This window comes from Streptococcus symci (assembly GCF_006385165.1).
GTDB lineage: Bacteria > Bacillota > Bacilli > Lactobacillales > Streptococcaceae > Streptococcus > Streptococcus symci.
Map to the genome: position 1 here is coordinate 140,898 of NZ_VFJA01000002.1, position 18,836 is coordinate 159,733.

At 39.4% G+C, this 18,836-nt stretch carries 18 protein-coding genes and 1 other annotated feature; of the genes, 1 reads left to right on the plus strand and 17 read right to left on the minus strand.

Translation table 11 applies throughout. The features are described 5' to 3' along the window. Positions 1–17 precede the first annotated feature (17 nt). The 4 genes from FJN11_RS05340 to FJN11_RS05360 all read right to left on the minus strand — a co-directional run bounded on the left by FJN11_RS05340 (position 18) and on the right by FJN11_RS05360 (position 3,685). Positions 18–548, minus strand: a complete 531-nt coding sequence (locus FJN11_RS05340; protein WP_140224251.1) for a YutD family protein — start codon at positions 546–548, stop codon at positions 18–20. Between the two features lie 156 nt (positions 549–704). Continuing rightward, a complete protein-coding gene (gene sodA / locus FJN11_RS05345) occupies positions 705–1,310 on the minus strand; it encodes a superoxide dismutase SodA (protein ID WP_049551865.1) in 606 nt (201 codons plus the stop codon). 369 nt (positions 1,311–1,679) lie between these two features. After that, entirely contained in the window at positions 1,680–2,717 is a 1,038-nt protein-coding gene (holA, locus tag FJN11_RS05355) for a DNA polymerase III subunit delta (RefSeq protein ID WP_049551710.1), read from the minus strand. Between the two features lie 32 nt (positions 2,718–2,749). Further along, entirely contained in the window at positions 2,750–3,685 is a 936-nt protein-coding gene (locus FJN11_RS05360) for a dihydroorotate oxidase (RefSeq protein WP_049551709.1), read from the minus strand. Between the two features lie 244 nt (positions 3,686–3,929). Between FJN11_RS05360 and gdhA the strand changes: the two genes are divergently transcribed. Next, a complete protein-coding gene (gene gdhA, locus FJN11_RS05365) occupies positions 3,930–5,276 on the plus strand; it encodes an NADP-specific glutamate dehydrogenase (protein WP_049551708.1) in 1,347 nt (448 codons plus the stop codon). A 134-nt stretch (positions 5,277–5,410) separates the two neighbouring features. Here the strand turns inward: gdhA and FJN11_RS05370 are convergent, their stop codons facing one another. From FJN11_RS05370 to mecA, 13 genes are all read right to left on the minus strand, one after another. Then, on the minus strand, positions 5,411–5,866 hold the full coding sequence (locus tag FJN11_RS05370) for a hypothetical protein (RefSeq protein WP_049551707.1): 456 nt from the start codon (positions 5,864–5,866) through the stop codon (positions 5,411–5,413). Next, positions 5,867–6,508 (minus strand): hypothetical protein, encoded by a 642-nt coding sequence (locus FJN11_RS05375; protein ID WP_140224252.1) that lies wholly within the window; start codon positions 6,506–6,508, stop codon positions 5,867–5,869. It lies immediately after the preceding gene. Then, the gene (locus tag FJN11_RS05380; protein ID WP_049551705.1) at positions 6,505–6,792 is read right to left on the minus strand and encodes a hypothetical protein; all 288 of its coding nucleotides are present in this window, start codon (positions 6,790–6,792) and stop codon (positions 6,505–6,507) included. The genes FJN11_RS05375 and FJN11_RS05380 overlap by 4 nt, the downstream gene beginning before the upstream one ends. Positions 6,793–7,097: 305 nt before the next feature. Next, a complete protein-coding gene (locus tag FJN11_RS05385) occupies positions 7,098–8,141 on the minus strand; it encodes an SPFH domain-containing protein (protein WP_049551704.1) in 1,044 nt (347 codons plus the stop codon). A 266-nt stretch (positions 8,142–8,407) separates the two neighbouring features. Continuing rightward, positions 8,408–8,776 (minus strand): 50S ribosomal protein L7/L12, encoded by a 369-nt coding sequence (gene rplL / locus FJN11_RS05390; RefSeq protein ID WP_001196965.1) that lies wholly within the window; start codon positions 8,774–8,776, stop codon positions 8,408–8,410. 72 nt (positions 8,777–8,848) lie between these two features. Beyond that, complete coding sequence (gene rplJ / locus FJN11_RS05395) at positions 8,849–9,349, minus strand: 50S ribosomal protein L10 (protein WP_045606104.1); 501 nt, start codon at positions 9,347–9,349, stop codon at positions 8,849–8,851. A 38-nt stretch (positions 9,350–9,387) separates the two neighbouring features. After that, positions 9,388–9,523 (minus strand) — a sequence feature (ribosomal protein L10 leader region). 73 nt (positions 9,524–9,596) lie between these two features. Beyond that, positions 9,597–10,856 carry a TRZ/ATZ family protein gene (locus FJN11_RS05405; protein WP_049551703.1) on the minus strand — a complete coding sequence of 420 codons (1,260 nt, stop codon included), beginning with the start codon at positions 10,854–10,856 and terminating at the stop codon, positions 9,597–9,599. Between the two features lie 114 nt (positions 10,857–10,970). Then, positions 10,971–12,719, minus strand: coding sequence for an ABC transporter ATP-binding protein (locus tag FJN11_RS05410; RefSeq protein ID WP_140224253.1), 1,749 nt, complete (start codon positions 12,717–12,719; stop codon positions 10,971–10,973). A 1-nt stretch (position 12,720) separates the two neighbouring features. Then, the gene (locus tag FJN11_RS05415; protein WP_140224254.1) at positions 12,721–14,445 is read right to left on the minus strand and encodes an ABC transporter ATP-binding protein; all 1,725 of its coding nucleotides are present in this window, start codon (positions 14,443–14,445) and stop codon (positions 12,721–12,723) included. A 60-nt stretch (positions 14,446–14,505) separates the two neighbouring features. Beyond that, positions 14,506–15,444 (minus strand): peptide-methionine (R)-S-oxide reductase MsrB, encoded by a 939-nt coding sequence (gene msrB, locus FJN11_RS05420; RefSeq protein WP_049551700.1) that lies wholly within the window; start codon positions 15,442–15,444, stop codon positions 14,506–14,508. A gap of 273 nt (positions 15,445–15,717) precedes the next feature. Beyond that, the gene (gene thrB / locus FJN11_RS05425; RefSeq protein WP_049552486.1) at positions 15,718–16,587 is read right to left on the minus strand and encodes a homoserine kinase; all 870 of its coding nucleotides are present in this window, start codon (positions 16,585–16,587) and stop codon (positions 15,718–15,720) included. Position 16,588: 1 nt separating this feature from the next. Further along, positions 16,589–17,875 (minus strand): homoserine dehydrogenase, encoded by a 1,287-nt coding sequence (locus FJN11_RS05430; RefSeq protein ID WP_140224255.1) that lies wholly within the window; start codon positions 17,873–17,875, stop codon positions 16,589–16,591. Between the two features lie 151 nt (positions 17,876–18,026). Beyond that, a complete protein-coding gene (gene mecA, locus FJN11_RS05435; protein ID WP_140224256.1) occupies positions 18,027–18,764 on the minus strand; it encodes an adaptor protein MecA in 738 nt (245 codons plus the stop codon). Positions 18,765–18,836 lie beyond the last annotated feature (72 nt).

Genomic DNA, 18,836 nt, shown 5'->3' on the forward strand with positions numbered 1-18,836 from the left:
TTCTCCTTATTCTCTACTCACTTCTGACGAATGACAAAATGACGTTGTCCCTTGTCCTCTTTCTGAGAATGCTGGTCTTTCTGACGACGTCTATTTTTCTTATCTGCATTCGGTTTTCGTTTAGTTTGAGCCGATTTCTTTCCTTTTCTAGAAGGCTGTTCTTCTTCCTTCTTACGCATTTTCTTATCAAATGATGCGCGCTTAGGGGCTTCATTTGATAAGACAAAATAGGCACAACCATAACTACAATACTCTAAAAGGTAGTCTTGTAAACGACTGATTTTTTCAAGTTTTTCTTCTGTTCGATCATCCTTATAAAAACCTCGTAGGCGAAGCTGTTCGTTGCTCCAGTCTCCCACGATATAATCAAACTTTGTTAAGACTTCTGAAAAACGCTGATTAAAAGCCGTCACATCAAAGGCATCCTTGATATTTTCCACCAAGGAAAAAGCTATCCCTTCCGTTTCGACCTTCTCCCCATGTAAATGGAACTCAGGACCAGGAAACTTGTTATAGTTGTATAATTCAGGTGCAATTTCTTTTCGCATAGATATCCTTTTTTCACGATTACTTAATACTTTATTCTACCATAATTTCTAGCAGTTAGCACGTTTCTCATAAAAATGAAAAAAGTCTGACGATTTTGTCAGACCAAAATAATATAACCTTAAAAAGAGAAGAACAATTCTTCCCTCCAACTATCATTATTTAGCAGCTGCGTACAATTCATCTACTTTGTTCCAGTTGATCACTGAGAAGAAAGCTTTGATGTAGTCAGGACGCACGTTGCGGTATTTCACGTAGTATGCATGTTCCCAAACGTCCAAGCCCAAGATTGGTTTTTTACCTTCTGAGATTGGTGTGTCTTGGTTTGCTGTTGAAGTCACTTCAAGTTTCCCTTCTTTGTTGACAACCAACCATGCCCATCCTGAACCAAAACGAGTTGTTGCTGCTGCAGTGAAGGCCGCTTGGAATTCTTCAAATGAACCAAATGTTGCATCGATTGCTGCTGCAAGTTCTGCTGAAGGAGTTGTTTTCTCAGGACTCATCAATTCCCAGAAAAGAGCGTGGTTCAAGTGTCCGCCACCGTTATTGATAAGTGCTTGACGGATATCAGCTGGAATAGATTCTACATCAACAAGCAAGGCTTCAAGATCTTCACCGATTTCAGGGTGTTTTTCAAGAGCTGCATTAGCATTGTTGACATAAGTTTGATGGTGTTTGTCATGGTGCAAGTGCATTGTTTCCGCATCGATGTATGGTTCCAAAGCGTCGTATGCATATGGAAGATCTGGTAAGATAATAGCCATCTGTAATACCTCTTTTTCTTTCTATATGAAAATGATAACGCAAACATTCACTTTTTTCAAGTTTTTTGCTTATAGATAAGGAAATCACTGAAATATATTCTAATAATACTCTTCGAAAATCTCTTCAAACCGCGTCAACGTCGCCTTGCCGTAGGTATGTTACTGACTTCGTCAGTCTTATCTACAACCTCAAAACAGTGTTTTGAGCTGACTTCGTCAGTCTTATCTACAACCTCAAAGCAGTGCTTTGAGCAACCTGCGGCTAGTTTCCTAGTTTGCTCTTTGATTTTCATTGAGTATAAAACAAGCAAATCAGCAAGAAACCCACGACAAGATAATCCTGACGCGGGTTGTAGTTTCAAAAAAATATCAATTTACCTGACTAGCAATCTGTAAGAGTGCCTTTTCAAAAAGGAAACTCTTTTCATAGAGACCTGTTTTAATCTGATAATCTGTCTCAATCAAGTAGGAAATAACTTGTTTCAAAAAGCTCAAGGAAAGTCCTCTTGAATCTCTCAGCGCAAACTTAATCTGATAGGGATTTGGATTGCGTCCGAGAAAACTTCCTAGACTACTTGCAATCTGCGCTTCTGTTTGCCCAGACTCCGACAAAATCTTCACCTGAGTAAAAGTCCGAAATTGTCCTAGCATGACTGCAATCAACTTGATTTCATCTTCTCCTTGCAAGGTCAAGTCTCTAACCAAATCTCGCGCCTGGTCCATCTTTTTAGTCAGAATAAACTGAGTTAAATCAAAAATATTGTCCTGCAAGGTCTTGGGAATTGCGTTAACAATATCCTCTTCCTCGATAACAGAGTCTTCCTTATAGGACTGTAAAAAGAGGAGATTTTTCTGAATTGCGCTAAATTGAAAACCCGACTTGATAAGGAGATTTTCAAAAGAATGATTGGTAAACTGCAGACCTTCTTTCTGGCTCCACTTTTGGAAATACTGGCGCAATTCTTGTTCTTTAGCTTCTATTGCATCAAAGAGCTTGGCATCACGCTTAAGTAATTTAACCAATCGTCTTTTGCTATCCAGCTTTCCTTCTGCAAAGATTATCAACTTGGTTGTTGGGGAAGGATTGTCAAGGTATTCCTCAAACGACTTGAGCTCGTCATCTGTCAAAAAGCGCTTTTTAGCAGTTGTGATATCGACAAAATGATCTAATATCACGATTTTCTCATCCGCAAAGAAAGGAAGGCTGACCAACTCCAGTTCCACATCCTTGTAAACTACTTCTTTCATATCAAAGTAGGCAAAGTTAAGGTCAGCAGAATCATAGCCAATCTGTTTCAACACTTGACTCTTCATAACTTCAAACTGGCCCTGGTCTGTCCCTGTAAATAGGATCAGACTGGGTAAATTTGATAAAGTCAACTTCTGGCTTTCTTCAATAGCTAGCATCTTCTCTCCTTTCTTCTGATTTTTTAATGAATTTAGTCAATATAGCGCAATTTCCCACGGAAATCTTCTAGGCTCTCGTACCCTTTTTCCGCCATGATTGCTTTCAGTTCATTGGTAATACGTTCGAAGGTACCGACACCTTCTTTGTGAAGGGTAGTTCCCACCTGCACCATACTCGCTCCACAGAGGATATGTTCAAAGGCATCTCTACCAGTCAGAACGCCACCTGTTCCGATGATTTGGATTTGAGGATTTAAACGTTGATAAAAAGCATGAACATTCGCTAGAGCAGTCGGTTTGATGTACTCCCCACCAATCCCACCAAAACCATTTTTAGGACGAATAACGACGGACTCATCTTCTATATATAGGCCGTTTCCGATAGAGTTGACGCAGTTTACAAACTTAAGAGGATACTTATTGAAAATAGCTGCCGCTTGGTCAAAGTGAACAATATCAAAATATGGTGGCAATTTAATTCCTAAAGGTTTGGTAAAATAGGCAAATACCTCTGCCAAAATCCGGTCTGTTGTCTCAAAATCATAGGCAATCTGAGGTTTACCTGGAACATTTGGACAGGAGAGATTTAGCTCAGTCAGACCACGAAACTCACTCTCTTGGACTTTTTTCAAGATAGTATGGGTTTCCTCTGGAGACATGCCGACTAGAGATAAGAAGAAAGTCCGGTTCGGCTCTTTTTCCTGCAGATCCAAAAGATAGTCCAAATAATAATCTAAGCCATTATTCGGTAATCCCATAGAGTTGATAGAACCAAGGGGAATATCTTGATAGCGTGGTTCAGGATTTCCCTGACGAAAGTCCAAGGTCGCAGTCTTGGTCACAAAAGTTCCTGCCGCTGAGTTTTTAACCCCTTCTAACTCCTCTATCGTCATACAAGCCACACCTGCTGCATTCATCAAGCAATTGTCAAACTCAAAACCAGCAATTTGTGTTTTCGTTGATACCATGATTCTGATCCTCCAGATTCCTTTTATTGCTAATATTATACCATATTTTCAGCTTTTCTCTTCAAGAAAGTCATTTATAAGAAAAACGTTCGTTTTTTATCCACTTTCTAAAATTTCCAATTTCAAACAACCCAAAAAATCAAATTGAAAGAATTTTTAGAAAATTTTTGTTTTTCTCTTTACAGTTAAAAAAATTTCTGCTATAATGACACACATAATTAAATTAGAATTTAAGGAGAACGATATGACATCTGCTAAAGAATATATCCAAAGCGTGTTTGAAACTGTGAAAGCTCGTAACGGGCACGAGGCTGAATTCCTCCAAGCTGTTGAAGAATTTTTCAACACTTTGGAACCTGTATTTGAAAAACACCCTGAGTATATCGAAGAAAATATATTGGCACGTATTACTGAGCCAGAACGCGTGATTTCTTTCCGTGTTCCTTGGGTTGACCGTGATGGAAAAGTTCAAGTAAACCGTGGCTACCGTGTTCAATTCAACTCAGCTGTTGGACCATACAAAGGCGGACTTCGTTTCCACCCAACTGTAAACCAAGGGATTTTAAAATTCCTCGGATTTGAACAAATCTTTAAAAACGTTTTGACTGGACTTCCAATCGGTGGAGGTAAAGGGGGATCAGACTTCGATCCTAAAGGTAAAACAGATGCTGAAGTAATGCGCTTCTGCCAAAGCTTCATGACTGAATTACAAAAACACATCGGACCATCACTTGATGTACCTGCTGGTGATATCGGTGTTGGTGGACGTGAGATTGGTTACCTTTACGGTCAATACAAACGCCTTAACCAATTTGATGCTGGTGTCTTGACTGGTAAACCTCTTGGATTTGGTGGTAGCTTGATTCGTCCAGAAGCAACTGGTTACGGTTTGGTTTACTATACTGAAGAAATGCTCAAAGCTAACGGTAACAGCTTTGCTGGTAAGAAAGTGGTTATTTCAGGTTCTGGTAACGTTGCTCAATACGCTCTTCAAAAAGCAACTGAACTTGGTGCTACTGTAATCTCTGTATCTGACTCAAACGGCTATGTTATCGATGAAAATGGTATCGACTTCGATCTTTTGGTTGATGTTAAAGAAAAACGTCGCGCTCGTTTGACTGAGTATGCAGCTGAGAAAGCAACTGCTACTTATCATGAAGGTTCTGTATGGACTTACGCTGGAAACTACGATATCGCTCTTCCATGTGCTACTCAAAACGAAATCAACGGTGAAGCTGCTAAACGCTTGGTTGGTCAAGGAGTTATCTGTGTATCTGAAGGTGCCAACATGCCAAGCGACCTTGATGCTATCAAAGTTTACAAAGAAAATGGTATCTTCTACGGACCTGCCAAAGCTGCCAACGCTGGTGGTGTAGCCGTTTCAGCCCTTGAAATGAGCCAAAATAGCCTTCGCCTCTCATGGACTCGTGAAGAAGTTGATGGACGTCTCAAAGACATCATGACAAACATCTTCAACACAGCTAAAACAACTTCAGAAACATACGGTCTTGATAAAGACTACCTTGCAGGAGCTAACATTGCTGCCTTTGAAAATGTAGCAAATGCTATGATTGCACAAGGTATTGTTTAATACTTGAAAAAAGTTAACAAAAAGCAACAGCTAGACAGTTGTTGCTTTTTGTATTTTAAAGAAAATAAACTTGCTAGGTTTTAGAAACAATATCAAAATAGCTATCAGATAATAGCATTTCTATTATCTTAAAATCAAGAAACTATAAAAGTTTTACTGCAAGTTTCACAGGTCAATTCACTTCCAATGACTCCATCTGTTGGCTTATGACAAGTAGGACAATAAACACGTTTTGCTGATAATTTATAAGATAACTCATCTCGCAATTCTTTTCCTTTAATTTCAATAACATCCTCACCTTGTTCTTCAAACTTAAGAACTGTTATCAAAGCTTTGTCATATTGTTTCATTCGTGGCTGTTTTAAGAATAAAAAAGATGATATAAGCAAAAATAGGAAAAATAAAACAAACAAAATTGTAACTATTAAAAGCCACATAAAGTAGAAATCGTGAAGTAATCCTTCTTTTTTTCCTAATAACCATCTTATTTCTTTATCTATGGACTGATAAAATTTCAAGCCCGAAAGAATACATATGAAAGATACTATAGGATAAACAACCTTGGAAATGATTAAACGATAGCGTCTCATTTATATTTCCTTTCTAGATAACCATGCACCGCAATAATCACATGATTTACCTTGCCCTAGATCAAGCAGATTCTCACCACTACATGATGGACAAATAACGGGATATGTATTTTTGTTAATCTGGTGATTTTCAAATAAAGTGAATAAAGCTTGTATTTGATTTCGTTTCTTAACTTCCTCTTCTCTCTTTGACTTACGATAAGTCATTACCAATATTGAGATCACACTAAACAAATACCACGGAGCTAAAAGAAATAGAAATCGAATAGACCATTCCCTAGATTTTTCATCTTCAAAAAATGATGATAAAATGATTAAAACAAGCATTTGAAGTAAATTCTTCTGTTTTAATTTCTTCAAGGAAAAGGAATCTTTAATTGTTTCTCGAAATAAATATAAAATAATTAAAGCAACTAGTAAAAAGAAAACATTCTGAAATGATAAAAATAAAAAACTGATAACAACGGGAATTCCAATAGATTTTGCCAAAATTATAAAATCAAGATTTTTCAATATAAAGATAGTTAGTCCATCATCTATAGAAAAGATAGCAAGTGATAAAACTACAAAACAGAGTATTACTATATTTGAAATTAACCAATGAAAGCCTTTTTCCCAATTATTCTTAATATACTGTTTCACCTATCTTCTCCTCTAGTTGCTATATATTCTCTATAAAGAGCTTTCCCATTATATATCTCATCCAAAGCTTTGACTTTAATTTTTATATTTTCTAAAACACCAAAGCTATAAAATGCAAAGGAAGACAAAAAGAAACCCGATAAAGAGAAAACAATAGGAGTTAATATTGAGAAAATCGGCTTACCATGTACTAAAAATAGAGTTACGAACAATAAAGAAATAAAAAACGTTGCGCTTGTCAATCCCATAAAAAGTATACTTAATAAACGAAATACTTGGTACATCTACTATATCCTCTTGTCATAGAACTTGTCTAAGTAATCCCTTACTCTTTTAAAAAGATTTCCTAATATCTTTCAGGGAATTGGTGTATTTATTCATACATTTCCATACTTAGAATTACATAATTTGAAAGATCTAAAAACGAAATAAAAGATCTTAGTTTTAGATTTCTAAGAAAAAGGGAAACTCTGGCAATCCCAGATTTCCCAAATAAATTCAAAAGTAAATTTGAAAATACAAAAAATCAAAGATTAAAGATAATACTTAAACTAGATTGATATAAAAATGATTTTTCCAATAATTTGAATTATCTTTCGTGCCCGCAATTAGAACAGAAGTTTGCTCCTTCCAAAAAAGCAGTCCCGCATTGGCTACAAAACTTAGCTAAGCCTGTTTCTCCTTTGAGGTCAGTTTGATGCTGTTTAACATCTTTGTCAAATGAATTCCTATCTTCAATCTGATCCACCAAGTTGCTAAATTTAGCTCCCAAGGAAAGTCCCATAGCTATTTCCACGCCTGCTCCCATTAGATTTCCTGCAGAATCATTATTTTTTGCTGCCTCTTCTAAAAGATCAAATTGTCTCTCTTCTTGATAAGTATACTCTTCAATATCTCTACCAGCCTGCTTGCTTTTGGCTTCCAAAATTTGCTTGTGGAATTTAAAGATTTCTCTATATCCATTGCTATTCTGATTTACCTTTAAAGCCTCAATGTTAAATTCCTCAATACTAATTCCATATTTAGAAAAATGGCTGGATAAAATAGCTGACAAAGCAACAGACATATCAAAACTGTGCATCTCAATATCAAGAATTGGAATCTTATGGTTGTATATTACTTGTGAAATAGCTGAACTAATCAACCCACTAACAGTTTGTCTAAACCGTTTTTGTAAAATAGGAGCTGTTATAATATCGGGGTGACTTGGCATAAATTCTAATATAAAAGCTTCTAAGTCTACAATTCGAGGAATGAAATTTCCATGTATTTTCAATTCTACAGGAATATCACTTTCTGGATCTCGAACCATTATAGGAGAAGAAGTTCCCCATCCAATCGGTTGTAAATCATACATATTCACAAACCACAAAAACAATGAGTCAGACGAAATACCTCCACTTAGAAAGTTTTTTATTCCTGAAACTACTTGAATATCATATCCTTCAATCTTATGTTTACCAGCATCATAAGTAGTTACTGCTCTTCCATTTGAAAACAATACAGCACACTGACCAGGGTTTACAATTACAGTTGCTCCTATCTTGATATTCGTTTTAGGATGTCTCCAAGCAAGTATATTCCTTGTATCTTCACCTTCATAACGAATAACATCAAACAAATTTAATGCCATCTTTTCTCCTCTAAAATGAAAACTATAAATTATAAGATTAATCTTCCATACCTATATTACTATTATATAACCCCTTTGTTGAAAAGGCAACTCATACTTATAAATTATTATCTTTGGAGCAATCCCCTATATGAGTTGTTGATGTCCTGGAGAAACTTTATAAATAGTTTGACCCTTTTTTGCCCCTTTTTAAACCAAAATAAAAACCGCTACTCCTAAGAATAGCGGTTTAATCATGTTTTTAAGCTACTAATGTAGTTACTCTATTATTTAAGAGTAACTGAAGCTCCAGCTTCTTCCAATTTAGCTTTGATTTCTTCAGCTTCTGCAGTTGCAACACCTTCTTTAACAAGTGCTGGTGCACCATCAACAAGTTCTTTAGCTTCTTTAAGACCAAGACCTGTGATTTCACGTACAACTTTGATAACGCCAACTTTTTTGTCGCCTGCAGATGTCAATTCAACGTCGAATGAATCTTTAGCAGCACCAGCGTCAGCAGCACCAGCTGCAGCAACAGCTACAGGAGCAGCTGCAGTTACACCAAATTCTTCTTCGATAGCTTTTACAAGGTCGTTCAATTCAAGGATTGAAGCTTCTTTAATTTCAGCAATAATGTTTTCAATGTTCAATGCCATTGTTATTTCCTCCAAATATGTTTTAAATTTATAATAGATTTTCGTAGCTACGCTACGCTGCGTAGCTTAAGATTAAGCTGCGTCTTCTTTGTTGTCTGCAACCGCTTTGACTGCAAGAGCAACGTTGCGCACTGGCGCTTGAAGTACAGAAAGGAGCATAGAAAGAAGTCCTTCGCGGTTTGGAAGAGTTGCAAGTGCAAGAATCTCTTCTTTAGATGCGACAGCGCCTTCGATTGCACCACCTTTAATTTCAAGTGCTTCAGCGTCTTTAGCAAAATCGTTCAAGATTTTCGCTGGTGCGATAACATCTTCGTTAGAAAATGCTACTGCAGATGGTCCAACAAATACTGATGCAAGATCTTCAAGACCAGCTTTTTCAGCTGCACGACGCAAGATTGAGTTTTTAATAACTTTATACTCAACTTCGCTTCCACGAAGCTCACGACGAAGAACTGTATCTTGCTCAACTGTCAAACCACGAGCGTCTACAACGACGATAGATGCAGCAGCTTTCATTTTTTCAGCTACTACGTCAACTAGTTCCGCTTTTTTAGCAATAATTGCTTCACTCATTAGTGTGTTCACCTCCGTTATTATTTTGCTTGGGGAATTTTTCCAAAAGAAAAACGCGCCCAAACCTAGACACGAAAGTACAATACGCTTCTTTTTACATGATACGTTTTGTCCTCGGTAGGATACTTATGAGTCGAGCTCCCCTACTGTCTTAGGCAGTTTTTTCAAACCGTATATAAGTATAGCATAGTCAAAAAAAGAATGCAAGATTTTTGCAAACTTTTTTTAAATTTTTTTGATTTTTCTTTTAAAGTTCTACTGTCAAGACTTGACCTTGCTTCACAACCTGTTCTCCGGCGATATAAACATCATCTACATCACTGGATTTAACAGCATAAACCAGGTGAGAAAGCATATTTTCTTGGGGTTGGAGATGAATTTTTCCTTGTGGTTGAATAACGAGAAAATCTGCCTGTTTACCTACTTCCAGACTTCCTATCTGATTTTCCATTCCTAGGACCTTAGCACCTTCGATTGTCAGAGCCTTGAGAGCTGTTTCGATAGGGAATTGGCTAGCATCTCCACTCTTCATTTTCTGAAGGAGAGCTGCAGTCCGTCCTTCCTCAAACATATCAAGGTTGTTGTTGGAGGCAACCGAATCCGTCGCAATTCCAACCGCTACTCCTGCTTTTTGCAGTTGAATGATAGGAGCAATCCCTGATGCCAATTTGAGATTACTGATAGGATTGTGGGCAATAGACACTTGAGAAGTTGCCAAGCGTTCAATTTCTCTCTCGTTTAATTCGACCCCGTGAGCAAAGACAGACGGATGATCTAAGTAACCAAGTTCTTCTAGAAAAGCAAGAGGACGTTTGCCGTATCGTTTCAGGATAATTCCTGACTCCTCCTTGGTCTCCGCCACATGGATATGGAGAGGAATATTTAGCTCTTTTGCCATGTCTAAACTCGCTTGTAGCAAGTCTTGATTACAGCTGTAAGGAGAATGAGGGGCTACCATAACCTTAAAATTTGGATTTTTATATCCAATAATTTCCTCAATAATTGCTCGAGTTTTACTTATCGTCTCAGCAGTTGTTTCTGCCTCTGAAGAAAAGAGAGTCGGCGAGAAATAACAACGCATCTTGGAATCTTTCACTGTCTGATAAATCCGCTCAATATCCACACCATTGGGATTATACATATCGTTAAAGGTTGTTGTACCTGACTGGAGCATCTCTGTCAGAGCTTCTTTAACTGCCTTGGTAGTCATGTCGGGTGTAAACTCAGCCTCTGCTGGCCAGATATAGTCATTGAGCCATTCATGGAGATTACTGTCATCTCGGATTCCTCTCAATCCTGTCATAGCAGAATGGGTATGGCAATTGACCAAACCAGGCATAATCCAGGCTCCCTGATAGTCTATAATCTGCTCAGCTTGCTCTAAAATCTCTGACTTCTCTTGACCGACATAGACGATTTGAGAATCCTTAACAGCTAAGATTCCATCAAGATAGACATGGAAATCTTGGTCACAAGTCACAATATTTACATGCTGACAGACTTTCATACTAGGCTCCTTTTCTAAAAGACAATTTACAGTGAACAATTTTTCTAGCTATTGTAACAAAAAAGTCACCCGAAGGCAACTTTTTTTGTCCATAAGATTTCAAAGTAGAAAGGATTAGTCAGAGCTAAAAGCTGCAGCTTGCTGCATTTGGTAATACTTGCCCTTTCGAGCCATAAGTTCCTGATGGTTACCGTATTCCACGATGTCACCATCCACTAAGACAAGGATCAAATCCGCATCCTGAATGGTTGACAAGCGGTGGGCGATGATAAAGCTTGTGCGCCCCTTCATGAGTTTGGCAAAGGCATCCTGTACTAGCACCTCTGTCCGTGTATCAATGGAAGAAGTCGCCTCGTCTAAGATAAGAATCTTGGGAATAGCTAGAAAGACTCGAGCTATGGTCAAGAGTTGAGCCTGACCAACAGATAGAGATTCTCCTGCATTTTCCAACTTAGTATCATAACCCTGTGGCAACTGTTGGATGAAAAAGTCTGCATTGGCTGCTTTGGCAGCAGCAATCACCTGCTCCCGACTGGCTTCAGGATTTCCAAAGGCAATATTATCATGAATGGTCCCTTGCTTGAGCCAAGTTTCCTGTAGCACCATGCCAAATTGTTGTCTCAATGATGCTCGACTATAGTCATAAATGGATTTTCCATCCAACAATATATCTCCTGAGTTAATGGGATAAAAACGCATGAGGAGATTGATAAGGGTTGATTTTCCAGCACCCGTCGGACCGACGATGGCCACCTTGCTACCAGCTGGAATATCAATAGATAAATCCTTAATCAAAATCTTTTCAGGATGGTAGCCAAAAGAGACATGTTTAAAGGAAATAGCTCCCTTAACTTGGTCACTGATCAAGACCTCCTTGCCACTTTCAGCCACCTCAGGACTCTCTAAGACTCTATAAACACGCTCTGCGCAAGCGAGAGCACTTTGCAATTCGGCTAGAACTGAAGAAATATCGTTAAAGGGCTTGGTGTACTGTTGAACATAGTTCAAAAAAGTCACTAAATGCCCAATGGTCAAGGTGGACCCCATCATGATACGATAAGCTCCTACTCCAGCTAAAAGCGCATAAATGAGTGCATTGACAAAGCGAGTCGAAGGATTGACCGTTGAAGAATAAAAGATGGCTGACTGAGAATAGCCTGCGTAGTTGGCATTAGCCTCACGCAGTCTTTTGATAAACTCTGCCTGAGCATTAAAGGACTGGATGATGGTCTGCTGGCTCAACGATTCTTCAATTAATTGTGTCTGAATCCCCCTTGTTTCTGTTTGCTTTTGGAAGAGATGATAGGAGCGTTTGGCAATAAAGCGTGAGATTACCATAGACAATGGCGTCAACAGCAAGACCAAGAGAGTCATGAGGAGATGAATTTGGAGCATGGCTAGAATACTAACCAAAATCATCAAGACGCCAATGAAAAATTGGTTAAAAATCATGGTCAAGCCAACTGCCAACTGTTCGATGTCCGTGGTTACACGACTAACCATTTCTCCACTTCCTTGTCGATCCACAAAGGCAATCGGTAACCAATGGAGCTTGTTGATTATTCTCTCTCGTAAATCTCTGGTATAAGAGAAGATTAGGCGATTATATAGGAGAGGATTGGCCCACTGTACAAGGGTATTTCCTATGACTACCAAGACCATTTGAATAAAAATATGCCAAAAAACTGGTGAAGAACCATCCACAAGGACCTGGTCAATGACCTTCCCAATCAATATTGGTAGGTAGATTGATAAGCCAACCTGGGCAATAGTTCCTAGAAAAGCTAGGAAAAGGAGGAAAGGATGACTTGCAAAATCTTTAGCCAAGCATTTGAGTGTCTGGTTTGCAGTTTGTCGTCTCATGCTAGTCCTCCTTACCATGTTGAGATGCATTGATTTCGCGATAAACTTGACTAAATTTCATCAAGTCCTCGTGCTTGCCGATAGCTAGGAGCTCTCCTTTTTCTAAGAGTAGAATCTGGGCAGCCATCTGTAAAGTCGAGGTTCGTTGAGAAATCAAAATTAAGCTCGTATTTGGCAAATTTTCTCGGATAGCTTTCAAGAGCTTGGACTCAGTGATAGTGTCCAGTGCTGAGGTAGCATCATCTAAGATAAGAAACGGAGCCTGGCGCAAGACTGCTCGTGCGATAGACAGCCTTTGTTTTTGTCCACCTGAGAAATTTCGTCCTCCTGTCTCAACTAGGGCATCCAAAAGTCCTTCCTTTTCACTGACAAAATCCTTGGCTTGTGCAATTTCCAAGGCCTGCCAAAGTTCTTGGTCCGTTACTTCGTGATTGAAACCTAGAGTCAAGTTGGAACGAATAGTTCCCTTAAAAAGTTCGACTTTTTGGGATACATAAGCAATCCAGGACCGCCACTGCTCCAAATTAAGAGGACTACGTCCATCACGATAAAGGTCAATGCTTCCCTTGTCTGCTGGATAAAGTCCAAGGATGAGTTGCACCAAACTTGATTTACCAGAACCCGTTCCCCCAATGATACCAAGGATTTGCCCTTGCTTCATATCAAAGGAAATATCTCTCAGAGAAGGCTGGGCCGCATCAGGATAGGTAAAGGTCAATTCTTGGACTTGTAAAACCTGATCACTGGTAGCTTGCTTTTGTTCTAATTTTGAATGAATATCTTCTGGAGCCTCAGCAAAAACTTCCTCGATTCGTTTGGCAGAGATATAGGACTGGTTGAGAGAATTGATCAGCATGGCTAGCTTGACCAATTCCACCAAGATCTGTAGGAGATAATTAATAAGGGCAATGAGAGCACCTTGACTTAGCAATCCTTCTTGAATAGAAACATATCCCTGCCAGATAATAGCAAGAAGAGTTCCATTGACAATCAGATAGGTCAAAGGTGTTAATAAACTAGACCAGAAACCTGTTTTTTCTTGTAATCTAGCATAGACTTGGTTAAGAGTTTGAAAAATCTGTAACTCTCGTTTTTCTTGTCCAAAAGCACGAATAACCCGCATTCCTTGTAATTGCTGACGTGTTTCCTGAACTAGTTGGTCCGTTTTCTTTCTAAGACTGCTGTAGAGAGGATTAACCAGTTTAGAAAGCCCTACAATAACAATGGTCAAAATGACAACCATGACCAAGAACCAAAAAGTCAGCTCAGCTGAGATGCGATAAGCCATAAAAATGGCACCAAAAACGATAATGGGTGCTCGCAAAAAGAGACGCAGGAATTGATTGATTCCAGTCTGAATCTGGTAGGTATCCGAAGTCAAGCGAGTGACCAAGCTAGAAGTTGTCAGACGATCTCTACTGTCCTTAGGTAAAGATAGAATATGTCGATAAAGATCGTTTGTCAATTCTTTGGCAAATCCAACCGCAGCCTTAGCTGAGTAGAACTGGGCTATTAAGGCCACTACAACACCAATTACTGCAAAGATAAGGAGCAAACCAATCTGCATCCAGAGATGACCTTGATTTTTCTGGGGCAAGGATTGGTCAACAATCCCAGCAATCACCATGGGAACCAAGAGCTCAAACACAGCTTCTAGTAACTTGAACAAGGGGGCTAAAATTGATTCCTTGATGTAGGATTTAAAGTAAGATAATAGGTGTTTCATAAATCCCTTCTATTCGTATTCTGGAAATGAAGAAAGTGGGAAGCACCCACCCTCTCTGTTTTATTTGTTTAAGTAAGGCAGTAGATAGCCATATCCTTCCTCTTCCATCTCATCCTTGGATACAAAACGCAAGGATGCAGAATTAATACAGTAACGAAGTCCACCTAACTCCCGAGGGCCATCTGTGAAAACATGACCCAAGTGAGCATTCCCCGACCGAGAACGAACCTCAATTCGCTCCATTCCATGGCTGAGATCCTTGTAATAATGAATCAATTCCTTAGAAATCGGACGGCTAAAACTTGGCCAACCACAACCTGAGGCAAACTTATCCTTGGCAAAAAAGAGTGGCTCACCTGTCGTAATATCTACATAAATCCCTTCTTCAAAGGTTTGGTCATAAGCATTGGTAAATGGAGCCTCTGTAGCAGCTTCTTGGGTAACACGATAGGATTCTTCAGATAAACTGCCCTTTAACACCTCTTGACTAGGCTTTTCATAGTTAGATGCGTCAATCAATGGCTTCTCAGCATCCGCCACATCGATATGACAGTAACCTGAAGGATTCTTCTTAAGATAGTCTTGGTGGTAATCTTCAGCTAGAATGTAATGACGTAGTTTCTCCACTTCCACTGCAAGCTTTCGCCCAAGCATGCGCTCCTGCTCCTGCACCACTGTGTAGATAGCTGGCAAATCAGCTTCATCTTGGTAATAAATCCCAGTTCGATATTGGCGACCACGGTCATTCCCTTGTTGATTGATGGATAAAGGGTCAATGACACGGAAATAATAAAGTAAAATCTCTCTGAGTGATACTATCTTCTCATCGTAAATCACTTGAACTGTTTCTGCATGGTCTGTTTCCTTGAGCAACTGGTAATTGGTCGTTTCGACTTGACCATTAGCGTAGCCGACACTGGTAGCTAGCACTCCAGAAATGCGGGAAAAATATTCCTCTAGGCCCCAAAAACAACCTCCTGCTAGATAAATTTCTGCCATCTTTATTTCTCCTTTATCAAGTTTTTAACTAATACTCTTCGAAAATCTCTTCAAACCACATCAGCGTCTCCTTAACGTATATATAGGTAACTGACTTTGTCAGTTTTATCCACAACCTCAAAACACTGTTTTGAGCAGCCTGCGGCTAGCTTCCTAGTTTGCTCTTTGATTTTCATTGAGTATGAATATAGTTTTTCTTTCTACTCGAATTCTTTTCAAAAAAAGGATAGGAAGCCCTCTGGTCGAGAGTTTCCCCATCCTATCATCTATTCTTTATTTTGCTTCGACACGGACACCTTGGGTATCAACTTTCAAGTCATGAAGTTTTCCTTTGAAAGGTTGCTTTTCCAATTCTGCCTTAATCGTTGGTATCTTGTCATGAGAAGCCAAAACCATAACTGTCGGTCCAGCACCAGATAGATAGGTTGCATAGGCACCATTTTCTTTGGCCACTTGCTTAATCGTCGCAAATTCTCTCACCAAGTCCTGACGATAGCGCTCGTGGAAGAGGTCTCCCTCGATTGCTTGCCCAGCGGTCACCATGTCTCCTGCCAACAAGGCCGCAACCGCCACATTAGCGATCGAACTAGCAGCAACAGCTTCCTTATAGGACAATTTCTTAGGCAAGACACCACGGCTGTCTCGAGTACGCAATTCATAGTTTGGAATGTAGGCTAGGAAATCACACTCTGGGAAGTCTGCTACAATAGCTGAAACTTGCCCTTCAACGGAACTTGCAATAACGAGATTACCATAGATGGCGGGTGCCACATTGTCAGGATGTCCCTCAATCTTAGTTGCTAACTGCAGTTTTTCGTGATCAGTTAAATTAAGATTTGCAAGTTGGTTAGCTAATTCAATCCCAGCTACAATAACCGAGCTGGAAGAACCCAAACCACGCGCCAAGGGAACATCACTGGTCATTTTCAAGCGTCTTGGTTGCAAGTCTGGTACAATTTGTAAAGCAATTTTTAGTAAGAGATTACGCTCGTCATGAGGAATCCATTTGCCAATCTGGTGTTCAATCAACCACTCTTCTCGTTCTTCGCAGACCTCAATTTGAAGATACTTGGTTACAGCTACACCGACCGAGTCAAAACCTGGCCCGATATTGGCACTGGTTGCAGGTACAATAATCTTCATCTTATTCTCCTAGCACCTTGAAGGTATTCAAGAGGTCGAATTCTGAAACCTTCTTCAATTCAGCTGAGACATTTTCAAGCTGGGCTTTATTAATCTTGTGTGTGATGATCACGACACGCGCCTTGTCACCTTCTTTTCCATCTTGAAGGATTTGCTTGAAGGAAATATCTTGGGCATTAAAGATTTCAGCCAACTTCAAGACCTGACCTTTTGAGTCTGGAGCCAAGATTGAGAAGTAGTAGTTTGCTTTGACATCTTCAGGATTTGCCAAGACCAAGTCACGGCTGTATTCGTTGAAGTCTTTGCCAATGGTACCATCATTCAGGCGACGAACGATACGGACAATATCTGCTACAACACTTGTTGCAGTTGGTTTTTGACCAGCACCTGGTCCGTAGTACATAGACTCGCCGATACCGATAGATTCTACAAAAACAGCGTTCATTACGCCATTCACACTGGCAAGTGGATGTGCTATAGGTAGGAAGGTTGGAGTTACTTCTGCAGCAATTCCTGAAGGAGTTTCCTCGATAGAACCAACTAATTTCACTACATAGCCAAGGTCTTGGGCTACAGCTACATCTTCTGGTGTAATGTTGCGGATTCCCTTGTGGGCTACATCGTCAAAGGCAACCTTCATCCCAAAGGCAAATTGGCTCAAAATCACCATCTTGTAAGCTGCATCGATCCCATCTACGTCGTTTGTCGGGTCGCTTTCTGCAAATCCTAGACGTTGCGCTTCCGCAAGAGCATCATCATAAGACCAGCCTTCTTCCACCATCTTGGTCATCATGAAGTTAGAAGTTCCGTTGACTACTCCAAGCACGCGCGTGATTTTATCAGAAGCCAAGGAATTTGCTAAAGTACGAAGAATTGGAATCCCACCAGCTACTGCTGCTTCGTAGTAAAGTGCTACATTATGCTCTTTAGCGATTTCTAACAATTCTGCACCATGGACAGCCAAAAGGTCCTTGTTAGCAGTCACAACGTGTTTTCCAGCCTCCAAGGCACGAGTGATAAAGGTTTTAGCTGGTTCGATACGCCCCATCAATTCCACTACGATCGTAATGTCTTGATCTGACAAAATATCATCCACATTGGTTACAAAGTTAAAGTCATTCCCTGCTGCAAGCAAGCGATTCTTTTCATCTTCATCCTTGACCAACACCTTAGCAACTTCAATCTCTGAATGTGCTGATTGATTGATTTTTTCTCCATTTTCCTTTAGGAGGAAAGGCACACCACTTGCAACGGTACCAAATCCTAGTAAAGCAATTTTAACTGTCATATTTGTCTCCTCGAAATTTTCTAATATAGCCATTATAACAGAATTTTGTGAAAATTCCTATTATAGTAAATCACTATTTCAGTCTAGAAAAGAAAAAACGAATCAGACGATTCGCTCTCCTTAAAATCTGAAAATAACTTTCCAGAAATGATTATCCAATCTTTTGCAGATTAAGTACTGCATCGTGATTCATCAAGACTTGACCATACTCCTGCAAGACTGAGCGACTGATGTCACTATCGTCCGCAAACTCGCGCATACGAGCCAAAAGCCAAGCTGGATATGGACTTGGATGATTTTCAATATCCACTAAAATGGTCAAATAATAGCGCTCATTCATCTTGTAGAGTTCAGAAGTTTCCATCTCAAAAGTCACTGTCTTAGCAAAAGCCACCAAGTCAGCCAATTTTGTAAAAGAAAGGATGTAGTAGATATAAGGCTCTTTCTTGCCTTCAACTTCTTGTTCAGCCTGCTCCTGCTCTTCTTCCTTGGCTTCGACTTGCTCTAGAGATTGAATGGCTTCGATATCATCCTTAGTTTTGTCTGCGATGCTTTTTTCCAAGGTTTTGATAAATTCATCTGGCGACATTTGAGCCAATTCTTCCATATCTGGTAAATCCGATAAGTCTTCAAAATCTAGATTTTGGTCAATCTTTGATTTGGTTACAAAGAGATCAACCTTATCAGGTTTTGGAGTCACACGGAAACTCAACATACCTGTATCCAAAAAGCTCTCAGGCATCTCTAACTCATCCAAGATGGCATAAAAGAACTCTTCTGTTTTTTCTTGAGGAACGAGAAAGTCAGCAATCTCCATGCCTCGATCCATCAAATCCTCTAAAGACATCGTGATTTTCAAAGTTGTATCACTAATTTGTTTCATTTTCATTGCCAGTAACCTCATACTTTCAGTTCTATCTATTATACTAGATTTTTACGATTTTATCAAAAGAATGAAGCG